Below are 22,265 nucleotides of genomic sequence, written 5' to 3'. Positions count from 1 at the left end.
GAACTGTCTCATCTCCCTACCCCCCACCCCCTACTCCTTTACCCCCTTCACCGCTTCACCAAATCCAGTTCCGGCGTCAGATCTAGCTCCCCAATCAGCTGCTCCTTCAACCGCTGAAACTCCAGGCTGGTGCGGCGTCGGGGGCGGGGCAGCTCGATCGCCAGCTCGCGGTGGATGCGGCCTGGGTGGGGCCGCAGCACGATGATGCGATCGCTCAGCACCAGCGCCTCTTCGACGTCGTGGGTAACCAGCAGCAGGGTGGGATGGTCTTCCGCCCAAATATCCAGCAGGTGGTCTTGCAGCTGGGTGCGGGTAAAGGCATCGAGAGCGCTGAAGGGTTCATCGAGCAGCAGAATGCTGGGCTGGGTGACTAGGGCGCGGGCGATCGCCACCCGCTGCGCCATCCCCCCCGAAAGCTGCCGTGGCAGGGCCGTCGCAAAGTTGGTCAGATGCACCTTCTGCAACACCTGCTCCGTGCGCCACTGCTGCTCTAGCCGAGGCAAATCCTTGAGGCCAAACTGAATATTCTCAGCCACCGTCAGCCAGGGCATCAGCCGGGCCTCCTGAAAGATCAGCCCCACTTTGGGGTGCGGCGCGGTAATCACCTCCCCATCGATCAGCGCTGCTCCCAGGGTCGGAAACTCCAGCCCCGCGACAATCCGCAGCAGCGTACTTTTGCCGCACCCGCTGGTGCCCACCAGGCTGACCACTTCCCCCGGTTTGATCGCTAGATCAATGCCTTCTAGGGCTAGTAGGCCGTTGTCGAATTGCTTATGGACGTTCTCGATGTGGAGCATTGGGGGGTGGGCGGGTAGGCGGGTGGATGGGTGGATGGGTAGGCGGGTGGATGGGTAAGGGGGGAGTGAGTTGGGCAGTTGCCGGTTGAGGGACAACATTTGATGAAGGGCTAGATTCGTGGCCAGGTTGGCGCGCGATCGCAATCAGTTTGGACACATTTAGGAAAGCAGGGTGAAAACGTCAATAGCCGAACTATCCCGTAACTCCCTCACCCATCCACTCATCCACCCTCCCACTCCCCACCCCTCTACCCCGCACCATAGGAATCCTGCCAATACAGCAACCGCTGACTCACCGCCGACAACCCGGAATCGGTCAGCTTTCCGAGCAGCGCAAACAGCACAATGCTGGCGATGATCACGGCGGGGCGGCCGGTGGTTTGGCCGTCGATCAGCAGGTAGCCCAGTCCCTGGCTGGCTCCCATGAGTTCGGCGGCGACTACAAACATCCAGCCCAGCCCTAGCCCGTTGCGGAGCCCGACTAAGTAAGCCGGCAGCGTAGCGGGGAGGAATACCCGGCGGACGAGCTGTAGCTGGCTGAGGCGATAGATTTTGCCGACTTCTACCAGCTTGCGATCGACTCCCTGAATGCCGCTCATCAGGTTGAGGTAAACCGGGAAGAACACCCCCACCGCAATCAGCGTCACCTTCGAGCTTTCATAAATGCCCAGCCAGAGAATAAACAGCGGCACCCAAGCAATGGAGGGAATGTTGCGCAGGGCTTGCAGCAGCGGATCGAGGTAGGCATGGGCTGTGCGGGAGTAGCCAGTCAGCGCTCCCAGCACCGTCGCCACCAGGGTGCCAATGCCAAAGCCGAGCACGACTCGGTAAAGGGTAATGCCCACGTGGCGAAACAGCTCGCCGCTGCGAGCTATGACCAGGATGGTTTGCAACACCGTGGTTGGGGCAGGCAGCAGGTTGGGGGCCACGAGCCCAAGCCGAGAGAGCAGTTCCCAAGCCACCACTAGCGCGATCGGCAGTAGCCAGCCCTGGAGGGAGCGGGGGATGGCGCGGTGCGGTTTGGTCGAGCGGCGGGGGAGAGAGAGGGAGGACATAGGGTGGATGGGTGGGGAGTGGCAGGGTGGATGAGTGGGGGGTGATGGGGTAGCAATTTAAGTTTTGAATTTTGAATTTTAAGTTTTGAATTCGTGCTCTAAACCTGAAACTCAAAACTCAAAATTGAACGCTTAAAACTTTTTCTTCCCCTATCCACTCCTTACCCACTTTCTACCGAGTGAATCCCGGCTATGAGCTGCTGCCGTAGGCGGACAAACTCTGGCATGGTGCGCAGTTCAGTGGTGCTCATGTGATCGAGCACGTCGCGGAAGGGGTTAGGGATTTGCTGGACGATGCGGCCGGGGTGGGCGTGCATGACGACGATGCGGGTGGCCAAAATTAGGGCTTCTTCGACGTCGTGGGTGATGAAAAAGATGGTCTTTTGGGTTTGCTGCCAGATTTTGCGCAGGTGCAGCTGCATCGATTCACGGGTGAGGGCGTCGAGGGCACCGAAGGGTTCATCCATGAGCACAACGCGGGGGTTGGCGGCTAGGGTGCGGGCGATCGCGGCGCGCTGCTGCATCCCCCCAGAGAGCTGGTGGGGCAAGCGCTGGCTGGCATCGGAGAGCCCCACCAGGTCAAGATAGTGGGCCACTCGCTGTCTGAGCGTAAAGTCGGGTTCGCCCTGCATCTTGGGGCCAAAGCCCACGTTGTCGGCAATGGAGAGCCAGGGCAGCAGGTTGGGTCGCTGAAACACGACTCCCACTGCAGCATTAGGGGCACTGTGAGATTTGCCGTCGATGTAAACCGCCCCGGCGGTGGGGGGCTGGTAGCCCGCCAGCACCCGCAGCAGCGAGGTCTTGCCGCAGCCCGATGACCCTAGCACGCAGACAAAATCCCCGGCGACGAGGTCGAGGTTGATGCTTCGTAGGGCCTCGACCTGCTGAGCACCGTTGCCAAAATGTAGGTTAATATCCCGCAGAGCAACGACGACATCTTGGGACAAGGACGGGCTTTGACTAGTAGCTGGGCTGACGGTGCGGCTAGAGAACGACATGGTTGGTTGCCTTAGGACTTGAGTGTGTCGTTGCGCAGGTGTTGCTGAAAGGTGGTGATGTCGGCGGCCCGATCAATTGCCTTTTGCTTCACCAAAAAGTCGGCAGAATCTTTCAGCACATCGGCAAAGTCACCGGGCTGGTCGGGAGTGCCCAAAAACTTGGCATCGGCCTGCTCTGTGGAGGTGAGCCAGATGATGCCCTTGGAGCTGGCCAGCGATTCTTCCGGCGTCAGCCCCAGTTCTTTGGCTAGGGCCTCAGCCGCCTGATCGGGATTGGTGCGGTAAAACTCCACCGCTTCATCCAGCACGGCGATGTACTGGCGCAGCGCATCGGTATAGTTTTGGGCAAAGTCTTTGTGCACCAGGCCCACGTCGGCGGTGAGTACGCCGCGATCGGCCAAATCGGCGGAGGTGATGAGAACCTGGCCGCCATCGCTGACCAATCGGGTGAGGTGGGGCTCCCACACGTAGGCGGCATCGATGTCGCCCCGCTGCCAGGCGGCCACCAAATCCTGGGGCTGCAGGTCGAGCAGCGTGAGACTGGCCGAGTCAATGCCGTCTTGCTCCAGCAGAGCCAGCAGGCTGAAGTGGGTGGTAGAGCCAAAGGGTACCGCCACCTTCTTGCCCGCCAAATCCTTTGTGCTGGCGATGCCGTCGCGCACCGCTAGCGCCTCGGCATCGCCGATCACGTCGTGAATGAAATACACCTCGTAGGGCAACCCCTGGGAAATGCCAACGGCTACAGGCACCGACCCTGCCAGCCCAAAATCAATACCGTTAGCGGCAAAGGCGGTGTTGACATCCCGCCCCGAGTCAAAGCTGGAATACTGAACCTTGCTGCTGGGAAAGGCTTTTTCGGTCAGCCCCAGGGCCTTGGCTAACAGCTCAGCGTTGGGAATTACCTGGTAACCGATGCGAATTGTTGCCGGAGCCGCGACGCCGGAGCTACCCTCAGCATTCGCCGGATCAGCGGCGCTATCAGCCGGAGCCGTGGTAGTGGTGGGCGCGCAGCTTGCCGCAATCAGCGGCAGGCTAACACCGGCTAATCCGTAGAGAAAATGGCGTCGTTTGAGGGGCATGGCGTGTGTCCTTTTTGAGGGGTAGGGGGTGGATGGGTGAGGGGTAGGAGGGTGGATAGGTGAGGAGTAGGGGGTGGATGGGTGAGGAGCAGGGGAGTAAATTCAAAACTTAAAATTCAAAATTCAAAACTTACTCCCTACCCATCCACCCATCTACTCCCCACTCCCTACTCCCTACCCACCCAGGTCAGGTGCGATCGCATCACCCAGCGCAGCAGCCAGTCCAGCGCTACGGCAATGCCGCCCATGATGAAAATGCCGACAAAGATGACATCGCTGCGCAGGAATTTGCTGGCGTCGAGCACCATCCAGCCGATGCCAGAGACGGCAGCGACCATTTCGGCGGCGACCAGGGTGGTGTAGGCAAAGCCGATCGCCGTGCGCAGCCCGGTGAATAAATCTGGCAGCACCGAGGGAAAGATTACGTAGCGAAAGATTTGCCAGCGGTTGGCCCCCAGAGATTGGGAGCCGAGGATGCGATCGCGAGGCACTCGCTGCACTCCCGCCACCGCCGCGATGAACAGGGGCGCAAAGGCCGCTAAAAAGAGCAGAGCAATCTTCGAGGTATTCTCAATGCCCAGCCAGATTACCAGCAGGGTGTAGTAGGCCAGGGGCGGCAGGGGGCGATAGAACTCGATCAGCGGCTCAACTACGGCTCGCAGTTTGTCAAACGCTCCACAGGCCATACCCAGCGGCACCGCAATCAGCACCGCCAAAATCAGCGCTACCCCCAACCGATAGAGGCTTTCCCAAATGTGAAAGAGCAGCGGCACGCCTTTGTAGCCATTCACCACAATGTCCACAAAGGCTTTCAACACCGCCTCTGGGGTCGGCAAAAACAACGGACTCACCCAGCCCGCGTGGCTCGCCACCCACCACAACCCCAGCACCGTTGCCACCGAGGCCAGAGAAATCCAGCCGTCGCCAGCCAACCACCGCCGCCGAGTGGAGCGGGCTGAGGTGATTGAGGTTGGGGAGGCGGGGGAGATCATTGGGGTAGGGGGTGGATGGGTAAGGGGGTGGGGGAGAGAAGTGTTGAGTGTTTAGTTTTGAGTGCTTAATTCAAGGCATAAACTCAAAACTTTCTTCCTACCGGGCTGCAACTTTTTCGATAAACTGCGGGTCGACTAAGGAATCCACAACGGCATTCACGTCCGTGTTAGCGGGCACCACACCGCTCTTTTTCAGCACGTCTCCGGCGGCGGTGATGGTGTCTTTGTGGATGGTGCCAATCACGCTATTTGACAGGTCGGTGCGCTCGAGCTGTTTGGCGGCCACGTTTTTCTCTAGACCCGCGGCTTCGGCCAGAATTGATTCGAGTTCTGCCGGGTTTTCGAGCGACCACTGCCGGGCTTTTTCGTAGGTGGCTAGCACTCGTTCAACGTAGGCGGGGTGAGCGTTGGCAAACTCCTCCCGCACGTTGAGAAAGCCATAGGTGTTGAGGTCGGGGTTGCGGAAGAAGAGTTTAGAACCCTGCTCTAGCTCGGTTTTGGCCATGTGGGGGTCAAGGCCAGCCCAGGCATCGACATCGCCGCGCTCTAGGGCTGTTCTGCCGTCGGCGTGCTGCAGCTGCACGACTTCGATATCGCTCTCAGAGAGCCCGACCTGATCGAGGGCGCGCAGCAGGAAAATGTGGGGGTCGGTGCCCTTGGTGGCGGCCACCTTTTTGCCCTTCAAATCTTCGACTTTGCTGATGCCGGTATCGGCACGGGTGACTAGGGCCGTCCACTCGGGTTTGGAGTAGATATAGACTGACTTGATCGGGTTGCCGTTGGCTTTGCCCAGCAGGGCAGCGGCCCCGGCGGTAGAGCCAAAGTCAATGCTGCGGCTGTTGAGCAGTTCTAGAGCTTTGTTGCTGCCCTGGCTCTGCACCCATTCCACCTTGACGTTGTCTTTGGCCAGGTCTTCTTCTAGCCAGCCTTCGGCTTTGAGCACCAGACTGACGGGGTTGTAGTAGGCAAAATCGATTCGCACTACGCTGGGCGCGGCGGCAGCAGTAGTCCCTGAGCTGGCGGCGTCGCTGCTGGGGGAGGGTTGGGCGCAGCTATTCAGCACCGCTACACAAAAGGCGGTAGTGATGGCTAACATGCCTCGCAGCCACTGTCGCCTACCCACCCGGCTCAAGGGACGCTGTAGGGACAAAAACCGAAGGTTACGGAACCGAAGCATTGCTACACCTATACTGGGTCGAAACATGAAAGCGAAATTAGAAAATGCCAGGGCTGAAAAATAGCTAGATTTCCCGGCAGTACTTGCGGTACTTAGCGAAAGAGCTGGTCATACTCAGGGCCGACTTGCCAACCAAAAGCTTTGGTGAGTCGGTTAGAGAGGCCAAACTGGGCAGCAATTTCAGCGGCTTCGAGAATGGCGCGATCGCTCAACCCCACCGCCCTCAGCGGCTCTAGCTCCGATGGCGCCAGGTCGCGGGCGAGCTGGCTAATGGTCACCGCAAAGTCGGCCAGGGCTTGTTCACGTGGGGTCAGCTCTAACTCTTCGCGATTGGTCACCAGGTCGTCGGCAAAGGCGGCATCGCCGGTCACTTCTCGCAGCGCCGCCTTGTGGGTGGTGACGCAGGACTGGCAGTGGTTAGTGGCGGAGGAGACTACGGCAATAATTTCGCGCTCTTTGGCAGAGAGTTCGCCCTCGCCATACATCAGCTCTTTGTAATAGTTGAACCACAGCCGCAGGTGGTCAGGAATCAGCGAAAACCCTTTGAAGTAGGGATGCACCAGGCCAAGCTTTTGCCGCTGATCGGCAAAGATCGCCTGAATATCGGCGGGCAGGCTAGACTCATCGGGCACCTCTAGCCAGGAGGTCGGGTTCGCGAGAATTGGGGCGGGTGGGGTGAGGGATTGAGTCATGAGTTCTCTCCTGAAGGGGTGGGGAGTAGGGGGTAAGGGGTAAGGGTTAGGAATATTGGGTGGGGGTGGGGTAGACGCCGTTGAGGAACCAGTTGCCGGTGTCGCGCAGCTTGTAGTCGGCGGGGTCGTGAAGGGTGAAGGTGCGCAGGTCGCGCCAGTAGCGATCGAAGCCGTAGGCGGTGGCGGTGGCGCGGCTGCCGGTGACTTCAAAAATGCGGTTGGCGACCTCTAGCCCCACTTTGCTGGCAAAAGCTTTGGCGGCCCCGACTCGCACCGCTACTTCTCCCCGCTCCTCGTGGGTGAGGGCGTCGCCTTTGTCCCAGGCAGCCTGCACCTGCTGGGCGACGTTGGCGGCGAGCTGGTTGGCAGCCTCTAGCTGCACCCACAGGTCGCCGTAGTGGTGCAGAACGTAGGGGTCGAGGGTGATGCCGCTGACTCCAGAGGTAATCCAGGGGCGGCTTTTGGCCTGGGTATATTGGCGGGCGGCTGCAAGGGCGGCTTCGGCAATGCCCAGGTAGACGTGAGTTTTGCCAAGCTGGGCCACGGGGCCGGGCAGGGTGGCAAAGGCCCCTTCGGGATCGGGGGCGGGGCCATAGATTTCGTCGGGTGCCACCCATACGTTATTGAAACTGAGGCTGTTGCTGGCGGTGCGGCGCTGGCCAACATTGTCCCAGTCGTCTTGGATGGTAACGCCGTCGCGATCGCTCGGAATCGCCAAAAACAGAGGCAGCTCCACGCTGTCCTGCACCGCCGAAAATACCCAGCGCTCGGCGGCGGGAATGCCAGTGCCAAACCCCTTTTCGCCATTTAGCCGAAAGCCCTCGCCGTCGGGGGTGAGCTTGAGCCGCTCGTCACGGGTGTTGATGGCGTTGCCCCAAAACCACTGGTGCTGGGCGGTACCGCGATAGTCGCGCTCTTTTTGCGCCACGGTGCCCAGAGAGTGGGCCAGGGTGACGAGACCGATGTGGTTGACGTAGAGCTGGCCAATGGAGCCATCGGCCTTGGAGAGTTCTTTGACCACCTGATACAGGGTGACTAAATCGGCCCCGGCCCCGCCGTATTCCTGGGGCACAACCAGGGACAGCAGGCCGAGGTCTCGCAGGCGAGACACTTCGTGGGTGGGAATGCCGGCGGTGCGATCGCGCTCCACGGCACTGGCCGCTAGCTCCTGAGCCAGGGCCGCAGCGGTGGCGAGAATGCTGGATTGGTCGAGGCGTTCGAGGACGGGCATGGGGGTTAGGGGGTTAGGGGGTGGATGGGTAGGCGAGTAGGGGGTGGATGGGTAGGGGGTAGAGGGTGGATGGGTTAAGCGAGTAAGCAACTCATCCACTCATCTACTCATCCACCCATCCACTCCCCACCTAGCTGGCTGGAGCAGGCACCTTATCGTTGGCCATGATTTCGCCGAGCGGGCTGACGTAGCGGCTGGGGGCTGCTGTGGGCAGGTTCTCCAGGGGCAGTTTGGGGAATACGAGTTCGGCGAAGCGGTAGGCTTCTTCGAGGTGGGGGTAGCCGGAGAAGATGAAGGTGTCGATGCCCAGGTCGATGTATTCCTGCATGCGTTGGGCGACGGTGTCGGGGTCGCCGACTAGGGCGGTGCCGGCTCCGCCGCGCACCAGGCCGACGCCGGCCCAGAGGTTGGGGCTAATTTCGAGGCTGTCGCGGCGGCCGCCGTGGAGGGCGACCATGCGGCGCTGGCCTTCGGAGTCGGCGTGGGCCAGGGCTTTTTGGGCGGCGGCGATGGTGTCGTCATCCAGGTAGCGAATCAGGTCGTTGGCGGCATCCCAGGCTTGGGCGGTGGTTTCGCGCACGATGACGTGGAGGCGAATGCCGAAGCGCAGGGTGCGCCCGTGGGCTTCAGCCAGCTGGCGCACTTCGGCGATTTTTTCGGCCACCTGGGCGGGGGGTTCGCCCCAGGTGAGGTACAGGTCGACGTGCTTGGCGGCAATTTCTTTTGCGATCGGTGAGGAACCCCCGAAATACAGCGGCGGATAGGGGTCTTGCACCGGGGGAAACAGCAGCTTTGAACCTTTCACCGTCAGGTGCTTGCCCTCAAAATCCACCACCTGCTGCTGCATGACGCCGCGCCACACTTCGAGAAACTCATCGGTGAGTTCGTAGCGCCCCTGCTTGTCGAGGTGCAGGCCATCGGCGGCCAGCTCGTAGGGGTCGCCGCCGGTGACAACGTTGACCAGCAGTCGGCCCTTGGAGATGCGATCGAAGGTTGCGGCCATGCGGGCGGCCATGCCGGGGGAGCTGATGCCGGGGCGAATCGCCACCAAAAACTTCATGCGCTTAGTGACGGCAATCAGCGATGCGGCGGTAATCCAGGCGTCTTCGCAGGATTTGCCGGTGGGCAGCAGCGCCCCGGCGTAGCCCAACTGATCGATCGCACCGGCTAGCTGCTGTAGATAGTCGGCGGTGATGGCGCGACCCCCCACAGCGGTGCCCAGGTAGCGGCCATCGCCGTGGGTCGGTATAAACCAGTGAATGTCGAGGCTCATAGCAGTGAAAAACGCAGAGAGAACAACGAAGAGAAAAGACGTAGGAGAGAGTCAGAAGCGCATGCGCAGTGTTTGAGCTGTATCGGCCCTACGTCAAGCTTTAGTGCCTTGGTTAGGCATTACCTAGCCGTTCCAAATGACGGTGGATACATCAATTTCTTTGGGTATCAGCTGTAGGTCATAGAAGGTGTCAGCGATGTCTTGCTGGTAGGTCACCACCTCGTCGGTGATGGGCTGAATGCCGTAGCCGCGCCGACTTTCCACCAGATCCAGCACGTCGGTGGGAATCCCCAGCTCGTTGGACAAAAACTTAGAGACCTCAGCGGGGTTTTCTTTGGCAAAGGTGCTGATGGTTTCGGCCTCTTCTAAAACCGCCTTGAGTACGTCAGGCTGGCTATCAGCAAAGGATTTAGTGGCGAGGTAGAAGCCTCGATTCCGGGCGATGCCTTTGCCGTCGCGCAGAGTTCTGGCTCCCAACTGCTTTTCTGCTGCCCCCTGGAAGGGATCCCAGATCACCCAGGCATCGACGCTATTTTGCTCAAAGGCCGAGCGGGCATCGCCGGGGGGCAGGTAGGCCGTCTCGATGTCGCTGTACTGCAAACCCGCTTCTTCTAAGGCTTTGACCAGCAGGTAGTGGACGTTGGAACCCTTATTGAGGGCCACCTTTTTGCCCTTCAGCTCGGCGACGGTCTGAATCGGCGAGTCTTTCTGCACGAGGATGGCTTCGGCCAGCGAACCGACGTCTTCCCAGGCGACATAGACCAGGGGAGCGTCGGCAGCCTGGGCAAAGATCGGCGGGGTTTCACCCGTGTAGGCAACGTCAATGCTGCCCACGTTGAGGGCTTCGAGCATTTGGGGGCCAGCGGCAAACTCGTTCCAGGTGATGGGGAAGGCCTCGGCCTCAAAGCGCTTTTCGAGGAGTTTTTGGTTCTTGAGCAGGTTCAGCACGGTCGATGACTTTTGGTAGCCCACCCGTAGCTGCTTGGTGGCAGCGGGGGCAGCACCACCGGCACCGGCTTGGGTCGCCCCAGTCTGGGCTTGGGGTGTAGACTCGCTGCTGCAAGCTCCCACTGCACCGGCCAGGGCCATACCCCCTAAGAACAGGCTGCCCTGACGCAGAAATCGGCGGCGGGAAGCCAACCCTCGCAGCGTTGAGGGTTGCGCCTGGCTATGGGAGTGGTTATAGCGACGCACAATCTGCAAAGCTTTTTCAAACTCCGGCTTTTCAAAATTCATGAATGGGCTCAACTTTGGTGAATGGCGATGGGGAGTTAGGCGAGGAGGTTGGCAGCAGGGCGCTTTAGCCGGGCCGAGGCCGCTGAGCTGGGGGTCCAAATCACGTCTTGCACGCGCACCGCTTTGGGAATTAGCTCTAGCTCGTAGAAGGCGTCGGCAATGCGCTGCTGCTCTGCGATCGCCTCCGTCTGCACCGGGTCAAAGATCCAGCTGCGGCGGCGGGTGACCACATCTAAAATCTCCGGCTCTAGGCCGGTAATGGGAGCTAGCACCTCCACCACTTCGGCGGGGCTGTTGTCGGCCCACTGGGCAACTTCAGCGGTATCTTCGAGCAGGGCCACCAGCAGTGCTTCGTTGTCGGCCACGAAGGCTTTGGAGGCCAGGAAAAACTCTCGGTTAGGGGCTAGCCCTTCCCCGGTGGTCAGGGTGCGCGCCCCTGCCTGCTTTTCTGAAGCCGCGTAGAAGGGGTCCCAAATGCCCCAGGCATCGATGTTGTTTTGCTCAAAGGCAGAGCGGGCATCGGCGGGGGTGAGGTTCACCGGCTCAATGTCTGACCAGGCCAGCCCGGCTTTTTTCAGCGCCTGCACCACCAAAAAGTGACCGCTGGAGCCGCGCTGAAAGCCCACTTTTTTGCCCTTGAGATCGGCCAGGGTTTGCACCGGCGAATCGGCTTGCACCACAACGGCCGAGCTTTTGGGCCGGGGTGCACCGCTACCCACATAGAAAAAGGGCGTATCCGCCGCTTGGGCAAAAACCGGGGGGGCATCGCCGGTGCGGCCAATGTCGATGCTGCCCACGTTGAGAGCTTCCAGCAGGGGCGGCCCCGACTGAAACTCAATCCACTCGACGCGCGTACCAAAGGCCTTCAGCCGTTCCTCTAGTCCGCCCCGCGCTTTAATCAAAATAAATGGGTCAAACTTTTGGTGGCCAATGCGCAGCACCTTGGCCTTGGCGCTGGTGGCGGTGGCCTGGGGTTCAGTGCTGGTGGTGGGGTCGCTGCTACAGGCGGTGACCGCTGCACTCAGCCCCATGCCGCTGGCAAATAAATAGGCAAACGACTTTAGCGACTGTCGCCGAGTAAGCCCCCAAGCTGGGCGATGCTGTGCCATGGCTGTGCCTCCACAAATGATCCTTCCTGGCACAGACCTGACCTTGCAGCAATTGCTTAAGGTCGGTACTAAACCAGAAAACTACGGTAAGTCGGTAGAAATACCGCTGTTTGCTGGCGCAGTATGACATGCGGGTTAAATGAAGTTCAAGTAAACTCAGTTACAAATGAAATTTAAGTTCATTCAATATTTTGGTCAAGGGGTTGGACTGATGGGTACAGACCTTTAGGTGAAAGGCATGGTTGGCAAGAGGCTTATCGCGCTTGAGCTATGCCGAATGTGGATGTATTGCCGCCGTTGATTTAGTTAGGACACGTCACCTGTCCCAGCTAGTGAACGCATGCTATATCGGCGAGAAGCCGCGCGACTTCAGGAAGATGATTGAGGAGCATCCCGGCTCAAGGGGCAAGGTGAAGCGGTAAGCCGTCTTGAAAGACGAGCATTTCACCGGGCTGGATGGGAGTCCAGGCCTCGTTATCGGTGAGGGAGGTGGTGGCGATCACGGCGACGCGATCGCTGGGTGTGGTCAGCTCTTGAAAATCTACCGTAATGTCTTCGTCAATCAAGTGGGCCGCCGCAAAGGGGGCCTGGCGCACGATGTAGCAGAGCTTGGTGGAGCAGTGGGCAAAGCAGTGTTCGCCATCCGACAACAGATAGTTGAAAATGCCGTGGGGGGCGATCGCGGCCGTGATCTCTCGCAGGGCCAGGTACAGGTCTTGAATGGGGGGCTTGCGATCGGGGAACCGCTGCCGAATGTGGTTGAGCATGAGGCAAAAAGCCTGCTCGCTGTCAGTTTGCCCCACCGCGCGGTAGATGCCCTGGTGGTCAAAGGGCAGCGTCGGCAGGTCGCCGTTGTGGGCAAACACCCAGTAGCGCCCCCACAGTTCTCGCTTGAAGGGGTGGCAGTTTTCTAGCTTGACTGGCCCAATGGTGGCCTTACGAATGTGGGCGATCACATTCATCGATTTGATCGGGTATTGCCGAATGAAGGCGGCCACGGGCGATGAGCTAGACGGGTTGTCGTCGAGAAAAACGCGGCAGCCTAGGCCTTCAAAAAAGGCAATGCCCCAGCCGTCTTTGTGGTCGTCGGTTTTGCCCCCCCGCGCACAGAACCCCTCAAAGGAGAAGCAAATATCCGTGGGCACATTGCAATTCATCCCCAACAGCTGGCACATAATGACGTATCTTCACGAGTCTTTCAGTAGCTCTAAGGCTACCTCCGTTACCTCTGCGATCGATACATCATCGACAAACGATGCCCTGTGATGGCACTGACCTCCTGTGCAATTGACGCTGCAAACGGGGCAGTGTTGGTGGGGCTAATCGACCTGCTCCAGCAGCCGGTACTCTCTAATCAGCTGCCTAGCCAAGGTTTTGTAGCCCATTTGATCAAACAAAATCACGATCTTATCGCCCTCGTAGCGCATCACAGTACCCTCACCCCACGTTCGGTGAGCCACGCGACTATTCAGTGCGAAGGGCTGCCAGGCACCCTCGTCTTCGACCACGATGCCTGCCTGACAGTTGTCGCAAAAGCCGCAGGGCTGATCGCGCGTCTCCCCGAAATAGTTGAGCAAATATCCGCGGCGGCAGTCGCGCAGTTCAGCATAGCCGCGCATCATTTCTAGGCGCGATCGCACGTGGTTTTGATGCCGCTCTTGGGCCTCAACAGCAGCCTGAGAGGCTTCCTCCACGTCCGACAACTCACGGGCAACCACTTCACCCGTAGGTAGGGTCTCGACAGTATCCACCGCCTCTAAATGGCTGAGGGCAGCGGCCACCTTGGTTCGAGAAAGATTGGTTTTAGCCTGCAAATCCTGCCGCTTGATCGGGGCATCTTGCTCCTGAAGCACGGTGGCTACCTGGGTCACCTGCTCCACATCCACCTGGCCACCACTGGCCAAAAAGCGGCGAATATTTAAGTCGTCGGGGCAGTAGAACAGCAGCGCAAAGGCTTTTTCACCATCGCGCCCCGCCCGCCCAATCTCCTGGTAGTAGGAATCGACGGAATCGCTAATGTTGTGGTGAATCACAAAGCGCACATTGGGCTTGTCGATGCCCATGCCAAAGGCGGTAGTGGCGACCATGACCTCGGCCTCGTCGTTCATAAAAGCGGCCTGGGCCTGCTCGCGATCGCCAGCTTTCATGCCGGCGTGGTAGGCGATCGCGGCCACACCAGCTTCCTCCAGCGCCTCAGCTAGGGCCTCGGTGTTTTTGCGGGTGGCCGCATAGACAATGCCCGGTTTTTTAGCGCGCACCACCTGGTCGATTAAGGCTTCGGTCTTCTCGGCTTCGGTTTCAAAGCGCCGCACCTCTAGCCAAATGTTGGGTCGGTCAAACCCCTGCACCAGCACCTGAGCATCTCGCATGGCCAGGTGTTTGACAATTTCTTCTCGCACCGCCGGGGCAGCCGTAGCCGTCAGGGCCAATACCCTGGGGTGACCGAGGTCATCGATTATTGCGCCGAGTCTGAGGTAGTCGGGCCGAAAGTCGTGGCCCCACTCGCTAATGCAGTGAGCTTCGTCAACTACAAACAGCGAGGGCTTGGCCGCCCGTAAACGGTCTAGGGTTTCGGGATTGTTGAACTGTTCGGGGGCTAGAAAGATGAACTCTAGCTCGTCGTCGGCCAGCGACTCAAAGGCTGCCTCTCGTCGAGAGGCGCTCAGGGTAGAGTTGACCGCGGCGGCTTCGCCCACTTCCTGGTCGGCGATCGCGTCTACCTGGTCGCGCTGGAGCGCCACGAGGGGCGAGATCACGACGGTGCAGCCAGAAATCATTGCCCCCGCTAGCTGGTAGATGGCCGATTTACCCGACCCGGTGGGCATGACCGCTAAGACATCGTGCCCCTTAATCAGGGCGGCGATCGCCTCCTCTTGCCCCTCTCGCAGCTCTGCATAACCGAGCTTTGCCTGCGCTGTCTGACGAATCTTTTTCCTAGACACCGATTTTGATGGTTGAGCCATGCGGCTTGAAACCTGCTGGTAAAAATAGTTGAGCCGCTATTTAGCTAGCCATCGCCACTTCAAAGCTGCTGTTTTTAGCTTCTTTTGATCGAAGTGGCAACGGTCATAGAAGGCCTTGGTGCCTGTGTCAACCGCTAACGCGATTGCGATCCGCGTTGGGCTGAGATCACAGCGTTTTAGTCAATCTCGCCAATGGCCTTGCTGACATCAGCCGGGATTTCAAACTCTTCGTCAGACAGCCGGTCTAGGGTTGCGCAGACATTCTCATCGGCCCCCTGTTGCTTGGCATGGTCGACCACGTCTTGCTTGCTAGCGGGATAGTCTATCCCCTTCAAAAACTTCTGTACCTGGATCGGATTAACTTTAGCCATGTTTCCCTGTCTTTAAGTAGCAGCTGTCCTCAACCTAATGCCCGCTACGCTAGATTTTCCTCTGCCCCAGGTAGAACCTCCCCTCTGGCTATGGCATCGCTCGGCATAGATGGCAAAAGCAGGAATTATTAAGCGCGCCAGTGTCACCCAGGCGAAGCTGGGCAGGTCTGACGCGCCTGAATGCTGTCGGTTTCCTTTCAACTAGGACGCGACGGCCACCAGTCCGTTGTAGGCCGCAGAATCACCTTTGAGGGCGGTGCTGTGGGTTCCGCTGGGGCTGATGGGCAGGTCGCCAACCACGGTAACCCGCTGCACGCGGCGGGGGTAGTCGCCGTAGTCTGCGATCGCATAGTGCTGGGTGGCCCGGTTATCCCAAAAGGCGACATCGCCCAGTCGCCACTGCCAGCGCACGGTGTTTTCTGGGCGGGTAACGTAGCTTTGCAGAGTGCGCAGCAGATCCTCCGACTCGGCCTGAGAAAGCCCCTGAAAACGGCGCACAAACCCCCCGAGCACCAGCGATCGCTCCCCCGACTCGGGGTGAATGCGCACGACTGGGTGGCGAGTTTCAAACACCGTCGATTCAAATATCGCGCGGTTGTGCTTAAAAAAGTCAGATAGATTCGCGGCCCCAGTGCTGTAGTCGTAGGCGTTGCTGTGAATCGCCCAGAGCTGATCGGCCAAGGCGCGCAGCGGTGCAGGCAAATCTTGATAGGCGGTGACCGTATTGGCCCAAATGGTATCACCGCCCACAGGCGGCAATTCTACCGCCCGTAAAATTGAGCCCAGGGGTGGGCGATCGACGAAGGTGACATCGGTATGCCAGTAGTTGGCGTAGAGATGGTTTTGACCATAGTGCAGGTCGAGCACCTCGGGACGCTGCTCTAGGGGGGGCAGGGTTGGGTGGGCGGCGGTGAGGGGGCCAAACCGACGAGCAAAGGCGATTTGCCCCTCTGAGTCGAGCCGCTGCTGGTCGCGGAAGAAAATGACCTTGTGCTCTACTAGGGCCCGTCGCACGGCTTGAATGGTGTCGTCGTTGAGGGTCTCGCTGAGGTCCAGGCCAAAAATTTCAGCGCCAATGCGCCCGGCAATAGGACGCAGGTTGAGAGATAGAAAGCTCATAGCAAGGGGATTGTGAACAACTCGCCGCTAGCACCCACAGATTGAATTGGCCGGATTGGCCACGATCAGCGGTTACGGCGAACCGAGTATGCCACAGGCTATAGAGAACGTAAATTAAGTGAATTACAATTGCAAATAAACTACATTTTGCATAGGCTGCTCTATGTCATTCTCCAATTCTTCTCCTGCGATCGCCATCATTGGGGCTGGCTTTAGCGGGTCTCTGGTAGCGACTCACCTGCTCAAAACAGCCAACCGCCCCCTCGTTGTCAAACTGGTGGAGCGTCGTTCGGAGGTGGGCAAAGGGGTGGCCTACAGCACCACAACCAACGGCCACCTGTTGAATGTTTCGGCAGGGAAGATAAGTGCTTTTCCCGATGAACCAGGCCATCTGCTGCGCTGGCTCAACTACAACCGCAGCGCTTTGACCGGCTTTTTGCCCGAAGACTTTGACGCCAGCACCTTTATTCCCCGACAGGTTTTTGGCCTCTATATCCAATCCATTCTGGAGGAGGCCGAGGCGTCGGCCCCCAGCAATGTGCGGCTAGAGCGGGTAGAAGACGAGGCGGTGGCGATCGCGCCCCAGGGTCAAGGAGCGGTAGTGTCGTTGGCCAGTGGGCAAAGTTTTGCCGCCGACCGAGTGGTGCTGGCCATGGGCAATGCTCCGGCAGGGGTCGAAGCTGACGGCGGGCCCGCCTACCTGCGCCACGCCTGGGCGGCGAATGCCCTCGATGGCCTGGCCCCCGAGGCGCCGGTGCTGCTGGTGGGCACCGGGCTCACCATGGTGGATATGGTGGTGTCGCTGCGCGATCGCCGCCACCGTGGCCCCATCTACGCCCTGTCGCGGCGCGGGCTGGCCCCGTTGCCGCACCAGTCAACCAGGTCCTACCCAGCCTTTTTGACCCCCGATACCGCTCCGACCACCCTGCGCGGCCTGACCCAGCGGCTGCGGCGCGAGGTAGAAACGGCCCAGGCCTACGGCTACGACTGGCGATCGGTGATCGACTCGCTGCGCCCCATTACCCAGGAGCTTTGGCAGCAACTCCCCCGCCCTGAGCAGCGACGGTTTTTGCGCCACCTCAGCCCCTACTGGGATGTGCACCGCCACCGGATTGCGCCAACGATTGGCGAGATGCTCAAAACCCTGCAGCAATTTGGGCAGTTGACGATCGCCGCTGGGCGCATTCTGGGTTACCAAGCCATCCCTGACGGCGTGGCCGTTACCTTTCGTCGTCGCGGCTCTCAAGTGGAGGAGGCGCTCCAGGTGAGCCGCGTGGTCAACTGCACGGGGGTGCAGGCCGACTACCGGCGATCGCTCCAGCCCCTAATCACCAGCCTGCGCCAGCAGCAGCTCATTCGCCCCTGCGATCTGGGCTTGGGCATCGATACCACCGCCGACGGGGCTGTGCTCGATGCCCAGGGTCGTCGTTCTGCCCTGCTTTACACCCTCGGCACCCCCCGCAAGGGTCAGCTTTGGGAATCCATTGCCGTGCCGGAGCTGCGGGAGCAGGCTCAGCTGCTCGCCTCGACGGTGCTGCAATCGCTGCCGGTGCGGGTGCGTCCGCTGCCCACTCGGGTCTACGCCACTCCCCAACGCGTGGCCTTTGCCCAAGACTGCGGCGAACCTGCCCCGGTGCTGCCCCAGTCCACCCTGGTGTTTCGCCAGTTGTTTGACTCAGAGTCAAGCACCTACACCTATTTAATTGCCGATAGCCAAACCCAAGCAGCCGCCCTAGTCGATGCCGTGCTGGAGCGGAGCGATCGCGACCTGCAAATTCTCCAAGACCTGGGGTTGACCCTGCGCTACTGCCTCGAAACCCACATCCACGCCGACCACATTACGGGGGCGGGCAAGCTCAGGCAGCAGACCGGTTGTCAGGTATTAGTACCCCAAAACGCCGCCGCTCGCTCCGCTGACCACAGTTTGGCCGACGGTGAAATTCTCACCCTGGGGGCAGTGCGCATAGAGGCGATCGCTACCCCAGGGCACACCAATAATCACTTGGCCTACCTGGTCAACAACACCCACCTACTCACGGGCGATGCCCTGCTGATTCGCGGCTGTGGCCGCACTGACCTGCAGTCGGGCGATGCCGGTACCCTTTATGACACTGTGATTCAGCGGCTCTTTACCCTGCCCGACACCACCCTGGTCTACCCCGCCCACGACTACCAGGGCCGTACGGTTTCTACCATTGGCGAAGAGAGACGACTGAATCCCCGGTTTACCGATGGTCAAGGGCCAGCTGCGGGCTATCGCACCCGCGACCAGTTCATCACTCTGATGGCCCACCTGGGCCTGAGTTATCCCAAAAAGATCAATCAGGCCGTGCCCGCTAACGAGCACTGCGGCGATTTCATTCCTCCCAACGATCTAGAAACCAACTCAGATGCTCAGGCAGAACGCGATCAAACGGAGCAAAACCTGACCACCAATGCCGAAATTTTTGAGAGCTACTTCGCTATGTATATTTGAGCGCTGGGATAAAGCATCCAGACACAATGTCGAGGCTTGTAGCACCAACAACAATTGTTACCAAGCCTTACAAAGCACCCTATAGCTAGTAGGTAAAAGATCAATTAATTGTGATTGCAGAAACAAATAAATGACGATTTGGAGGATTTTTTGTAGTTGCAGAAACAACGGTGATCGCTAAATTTTTTGTAACAAAGTAACCTTCTAATTTGCTATATAAATAACTCAGGTTGGTTTTGCGAGCAGCCTTTGCTAATCAGAGTTGGCGAAGAGTTGCTGCGTTTATTTCACAGGCTTTGTCTGACAATCAATATAAGTGCAGGCTAAAGTCGGCACGCTAGGCTTTGCTGGGCATTTAGTATGCCTAATTTTGCACGAGCCTAGCTGAGACAGTTCAGTCATGGCCTTTGAGCGACGAAACCAATCCATTTACGTATTGATGAAATCAGTCTTTAGGAGACTCATGTTATGGCTTTTGATGTCTTTTCTAAGGTAGTTTCCCAAGCCGATAGCCGAGGTTCTTACCTTAGTGACGCTCAGGTTGATGCGTTGATTAACCTGGTCAAAGACGGCAATAAGCGCGTCGATGCTGTTAACCGCATTACCAGCAATTCGTCAGCCATTGTCGCGAGTGCCGCTCGCGAATTGTTTGCTGAGCAGCCTCAGCTCACTGCTCCCGGCGGCAACGCCTATACAAACCGGCGGGCAGCAGCCTGCCTGCGCGATTTAGAAATTATTTTGCGCTACGTAACCTACGCTATTTTCGCCGGTGATGCCAGCGTTCTAGAGGATCGCGCCCTCAATGGTCTGCGTGAAACCTACGTGGCTTTAGGTACCCCTGGCGCTTCGGTAGCAGCCGGCATCGAAAAACTCAAAGAAGCTTCCATTCGCATTGTTAGCGACCCCGCCAACATCACCCAGGGCGATTGCAGCTCGCTTGTTTCTGAATTGTCGGGATATTTTGATCGGGCGGCGGCGGCGGTAGTCTAGTGCTTCACCCAGCAAAAGTGACAGGTTACGGGCCAGGTTTTAGGTACAAAGCGTGAGGCATGCCATGAGCCTTAATCTTCTACACCTTTTGCCCCAGGCGCTCAAATCTAGCTTGCCACGATCAAATTCTGTTTTACCCCTTCACTTATTTACGTTTGAGGTAATCTTTCCATGACAAAAACACCCTTAACCGAGGCGATCAACACCGCTGATTCCCAGGGGCGGTTCTTGAGCAGTGCCGAGTTTCAGGTGGCCTTTGGCCGTTTTCGCCAGGCTGAAAATACCCTGGCGGCAGCTAAAACCTTAGCCAGCAAAGCCGATAGCCTAGCCCAGGCTGCTGCTAATGCGGTGTACCAAAAATTTCCCTACACCAACCAATTGCAGGGGCCGAACTACGCCGCTGACGATCGCGGCAAAGCCAAGTGCGTGCGCGACATCGGCTACTATCTGCGCATCATTAGCTATGGCCTGATCGTAGGTGGCACCGGCCCCATCGATGATTATCTGGTGGCTGGGCTAGCTGAAATCAACAGCACCTTTGAGCTATCGCCCAGCTGGTACATTGAGGCTTTGAAACACATCAAAGCCAATCACGGGCTCAGTGGCGACCCTGCCGTAGAGGTCAATACCTACATTGACTACGTCATTAATGCCCTCAGCTAGGGCATTAATTTAGGCGGCGGGCTCTCCTACCCAAACGCCTGTTTAACAACCAATCTAAATGCGTCAAACAATCATTTGTGTAGCATTCTGACCTGGCCCTGATCTTTATGGGTCTGCGGTCAAAGTCAGGTGCTACACAGGTGATTTTTTTGTTGGGTGGGGGTAGCAGATGCCCATGATTAACTCGAAGCTTCCCGGCCTGCTATAAACAATAAAGACGGCGATGGAGCTCGCCAAAACCGCCCTAGGCTATTGATGCTGAAAGGGCTGATGGCTCCTACTTATTCCGGCTTGGGGCGGAAGGGTAGGGGCTGTGGAGTCTTTGAACCAATGCCCCAGGCCACGTAACCGATTCAACCTGGGCGTGGCGACATGTTAGAAAGCGTGATCTGGATTTTGCTGATGGGCTTTTTCGTTGGGCAAATTGCTCGACGACTAAAGCTCCCCGCCCTGGTGGGTATGGTGCTGGCGGGTATTTTGCTTGGTCCCCAGCTGGGCAATGTGATTAGCCCGGAGGTGTTGGCCGCCGCAGACGGGCTGCGCACCATTGCCGTCATGGTGATTTTGATGAAGGCGGGGCTGGGCCTCGATTGCGAAAAGCTGGCCCAGCAGGGGTCGGTAGCGCTGCGGCTGGGTTTTTTGCCCGCCGCCTGTGAAGCGATCGCTATTGCTATCGCCGCTATGGGGCTATTTCACTTTGATTTTGCCACCGGGCTATTGCTGGGCTGCGTGCTGGGGGCCGAGTCACCGGCAGTGATTGTACCCGCCATGCTGCGGCTCAAGAGCCTGGGCTGGGGAGTCAAGAAAGGCATTCCCGACGCGATTTTGACGGGCAGCGCCCTCTCGAATGTGCTGCTGCTGCTGTTGTTTAGCCTGCTGCTGGCATTTCTGACCCAGAGCGCGATCGCGGTTACCCTACCCGGCGGTGTTATCCTGAGTCCGCTTCAGCTATTGCCGATGCAGATTGTTGCTCAGATTGCCGTGGGGGCATTGCTGGGGTGGCTGACGGCCCGCCTGCTGGTTTCGCTGCTGGCTCAGCAAAACTGGACTCAAAATGCGGTGCAGGATGCTCTGGTGGCAGCGAGCTTTGCCCTGTTGCTGGTGGTGATAGCAGGCGTTTTTCCAGTGTTTTCTGGCTACTTAGCGGTAGTGACCGCTGGATTTTTTCTAATTGAACTCGATGCCCCACTAGCGCGACGACTGCGGGGCGGCTTCGACAGCCTGTGGACGATCGCTGAAATCATCCTGTTTGTACTGCTCGGGGCGAGCATTCAGCTCAGCGTGCTGCAAGATACTCTGCTGGTCGGTCTGCTGGTGCTGGCGATTGGTATTCTCGTGGGGCGATCGCTGGGCTGGTATCTGTCTACCCTGGGCAGCAACTGGACCGGTCAGGAGCGGCTATTTTTGCTGCCGGCCAACTCGGCCAAGGCAACAGTGCAGGCGGCGATCGGCGCGATTCCGTTGGCTCAGGGCATCGAGGGCGGCGAGATCATTTTGGCGCTGTCGGCCCTCTCAATTTTGGTAACGGCTCCGCTGGGGGCCTGGGCGATTCCTATCTTTGCGCCCAAACTGCTGACTCGCGGTGAGGTCGACCCGACGAAGGTAGCGGTGGCCCGCGAGATTACCCTGCTGGCCGCGGTGGATACGTCGCCGCTGGCGATAGGGGTGCTGACCAAAGCTGCCGAACTCGCCCGCCGCAGCGATGCCGACGTGGTAGTGCTGCACGTGACGCGAGTTGACGATCCAGCGGCAGTGGAAGAACTGCGCCAGCGGACGAAGCAGTGTTTAGCCGACATTCGCCATCGGTTTATCACCACTTCAGGCCCAGTGCCGGAGGAGATCGTGCGGGTTGCCCAGGAGTGTGGCGCGGCTGAAATTGTCGTGGGCAAGCGCGGCGATCGCACCTTAGACAAAGTGCTGGTGGGGTCAGTTTCTCAAGCGGTGTTAGAGACCAGTCTGCTGCCGGTAGTTGTAGTTGCAGATGACGCCCTTGTACCGAATTAGCGTTGGAGTTTTCCTCCGAATTGGGTTCACCCCATAGAAA

General features: G+C 58.8%; 19 protein-coding genes and 1 riboswitch. Of the genes, 4 read left to right on the top strand and 15 right to left on the bottom strand.

The window, feature by feature from the left end; genetic code table 11:
- Nucleotides 1-47 precede the first annotated feature (47 nt).
- The 15 genes from H6F75_RS13235 to H6F75_RS13165 all read right to left on the bottom strand — a co-directional run bounded on the left by H6F75_RS13235 (nucleotide 48) and on the right by H6F75_RS13165 (nucleotide 16,092).
- Entirely contained in the window at nucleotides 48-896 is an 849-nt protein-coding gene (locus tag H6F75_RS13235) for an ABC transporter ATP-binding protein (RefSeq protein ID WP_242019972.1), read from the bottom strand.
- A gap of 149 nt (nucleotides 897-1,045) precedes the next feature.
- On the bottom strand, nucleotides 1,046-1,852 hold the full coding sequence (locus tag H6F75_RS13230; RefSeq protein WP_190752943.1) for an ABC transporter permease: 807 nt from the start codon (nucleotides 1,850-1,852) through the stop codon (nucleotides 1,046-1,048).
- Nucleotides 1,853-2,013: 161 nt separating this feature from the next.
- Nucleotides 2,014-2,850, bottom strand: a complete 837-nt coding sequence (locus tag H6F75_RS13225) for an ABC transporter ATP-binding protein (protein WP_190752942.1) — start codon at nucleotides 2,848-2,850, stop codon at nucleotides 2,014-2,016.
- An 11-nt stretch (nucleotides 2,851-2,861) separates the two neighbouring features.
- On the bottom strand, nucleotides 2,862-3,929 hold the full coding sequence (locus H6F75_RS13220; protein ID WP_190752941.1) for an ABC transporter substrate-binding protein: 1,068 nt from the start codon (nucleotides 3,927-3,929) through the stop codon (nucleotides 2,862-2,864).
- A gap of 167 nt (nucleotides 3,930-4,096) precedes the next feature.
- Nucleotides 4,097-4,921, bottom strand: a complete 825-nt coding sequence (locus tag H6F75_RS13215) for an ABC transporter permease subunit (RefSeq protein ID WP_190752940.1) — start codon at nucleotides 4,919-4,921, stop codon at nucleotides 4,097-4,099.
- Between the two features lie 97 nt (nucleotides 4,922-5,018).
- The gene (locus H6F75_RS13210; RefSeq protein ID WP_242019970.1) at nucleotides 5,019-6,098 is read right to left on the bottom strand and encodes an aliphatic sulfonate ABC transporter substrate-binding protein; all 1,080 of its coding nucleotides are present in this window, start codon (nucleotides 6,096-6,098) and stop codon (nucleotides 5,019-5,021) included.
- A gap of 92 nt (nucleotides 6,099-6,190) precedes the next feature.
- Nucleotides 6,191-6,790: a peroxidase-related enzyme gene (locus H6F75_RS13205; protein ID WP_190752939.1), complete on the bottom strand. Its 600-nt coding sequence runs from the start codon at nucleotides 6,788-6,790 to the stop codon at nucleotides 6,191-6,193.
- A 46-nt stretch (nucleotides 6,791-6,836) separates the two neighbouring features.
- Nucleotides 6,837-8,021, bottom strand: coding sequence for an acyl-CoA dehydrogenase family protein (locus tag H6F75_RS13200; RefSeq protein ID WP_190752938.1), 1,185 nt, complete (start codon nucleotides 8,019-8,021; stop codon nucleotides 6,837-6,839).
- Between the two features lie 130 nt (nucleotides 8,022-8,151).
- Complete coding sequence (gene ssuD, locus H6F75_RS13195; protein WP_190752937.1) at nucleotides 8,152-9,294, bottom strand: FMNH2-dependent alkanesulfonate monooxygenase; 1,143 nt, start codon at nucleotides 9,292-9,294, stop codon at nucleotides 8,152-8,154.
- A 123-nt stretch (nucleotides 9,295-9,417) separates the two neighbouring features.
- Nucleotides 9,418-10,530 (bottom strand): sulfonate ABC transporter substrate-binding protein, encoded by a 1,113-nt coding sequence (locus tag H6F75_RS13190; RefSeq protein ID WP_190752936.1) that lies wholly within the window; start codon nucleotides 10,528-10,530, stop codon nucleotides 9,418-9,420.
- 35 nt (nucleotides 10,531-10,565) lie between these two features.
- Nucleotides 10,566-11,639, bottom strand: coding sequence for a sulfonate ABC transporter substrate-binding protein (locus H6F75_RS13185; RefSeq protein ID WP_190752935.1), 1,074 nt, complete (start codon nucleotides 11,637-11,639; stop codon nucleotides 10,566-10,568).
- Nucleotides 11,640-12,037: 398 nt separating this feature from the next.
- Nucleotides 12,038-12,814 carry a class II glutamine amidotransferase gene (locus tag H6F75_RS13180; RefSeq protein ID WP_190752934.1) on the bottom strand — a complete coding sequence of 259 codons (777 nt, stop codon included), beginning with the start codon at nucleotides 12,812-12,814 and terminating at the stop codon, nucleotides 12,038-12,040.
- Between the two features lie 144 nt (nucleotides 12,815-12,958).
- Nucleotides 12,959-14,602, bottom strand: coding sequence for a RecQ family ATP-dependent DNA helicase (locus H6F75_RS13175; RefSeq protein ID WP_190752933.1), 1,644 nt, complete (start codon nucleotides 14,600-14,602; stop codon nucleotides 12,959-12,961).
- Between the two features lie 176 nt (nucleotides 14,603-14,778).
- Complete coding sequence (locus H6F75_RS13170) at nucleotides 14,779-14,973, bottom strand: DUF2795 domain-containing protein (RefSeq protein ID WP_190752932.1); 195 nt, start codon at nucleotides 14,971-14,973, stop codon at nucleotides 14,779-14,781.
- 201 nt (nucleotides 14,974-15,174) lie between these two features.
- On the bottom strand, nucleotides 15,175-16,092 hold the full coding sequence (locus H6F75_RS13165) for a TauD/TfdA family dioxygenase (protein ID WP_190752931.1): 918 nt from the start codon (nucleotides 16,090-16,092) through the stop codon (nucleotides 15,175-15,177).
- Nucleotides 16,093-16,255: 163 nt separating this feature from the next.
- Here H6F75_RS13165 and H6F75_RS28790 point away from each other — a divergent pair, with 163 nt between their 5' ends.
- The 4 genes from H6F75_RS28790 to H6F75_RS13145 all read left to right on the top strand — a co-directional run bounded on the left by H6F75_RS28790 (nucleotide 16,256) and on the right by H6F75_RS13145 (nucleotide 22,225).
- Nucleotides 16,256-18,568: an FAD/NAD(P)-binding protein gene (locus tag H6F75_RS28790; protein ID WP_190752930.1), complete on the top strand. Its 2,313-nt coding sequence runs from the start codon at nucleotides 16,256-16,258 to the stop codon at nucleotides 18,566-18,568.
- 468 nt (nucleotides 18,569-19,036) lie between these two features.
- Nucleotides 19,037-19,558, top strand: coding sequence for a phycocyanin subunit beta (locus H6F75_RS13155; RefSeq protein ID WP_190752929.1), 522 nt, complete (start codon nucleotides 19,037-19,039; stop codon nucleotides 19,556-19,558).
- A gap of 171 nt (nucleotides 19,559-19,729) precedes the next feature.
- Nucleotides 19,730-20,221, top strand: coding sequence for a phycocyanin subunit alpha (cpcA, locus tag H6F75_RS13150; protein WP_190752928.1), 492 nt, complete (start codon nucleotides 19,730-19,732; stop codon nucleotides 20,219-20,221).
- 210 nt (nucleotides 20,222-20,431) lie between these two features.
- Nucleotides 20,432-20,508, top strand: a riboswitch (Fluoride riboswitch).
- Between the two features lie 85 nt (nucleotides 20,509-20,593).
- The gene (locus tag H6F75_RS13145) at nucleotides 20,594-22,225 is read left to right on the top strand and encodes a cation:proton antiporter (RefSeq protein WP_190752927.1); all 1,632 of its coding nucleotides are present in this window, start codon (nucleotides 20,594-20,596) and stop codon (nucleotides 22,223-22,225) included.
- Nucleotides 22,226-22,265: the final 40 nt, after the last annotated feature.

Origin of the sequence: Nodosilinea sp. FACHB-131 (assembly GCF_014695395.1) — a bacterium.
GTDB lineage: Bacteria > Cyanobacteriota > Cyanobacteriia > Phormidesmidales > Phormidesmidaceae > Nodosilinea.
Note: the sequence above shows the minus strand (reverse complement) of the source record. Positions and strands in the feature narration are given on the sequence as shown.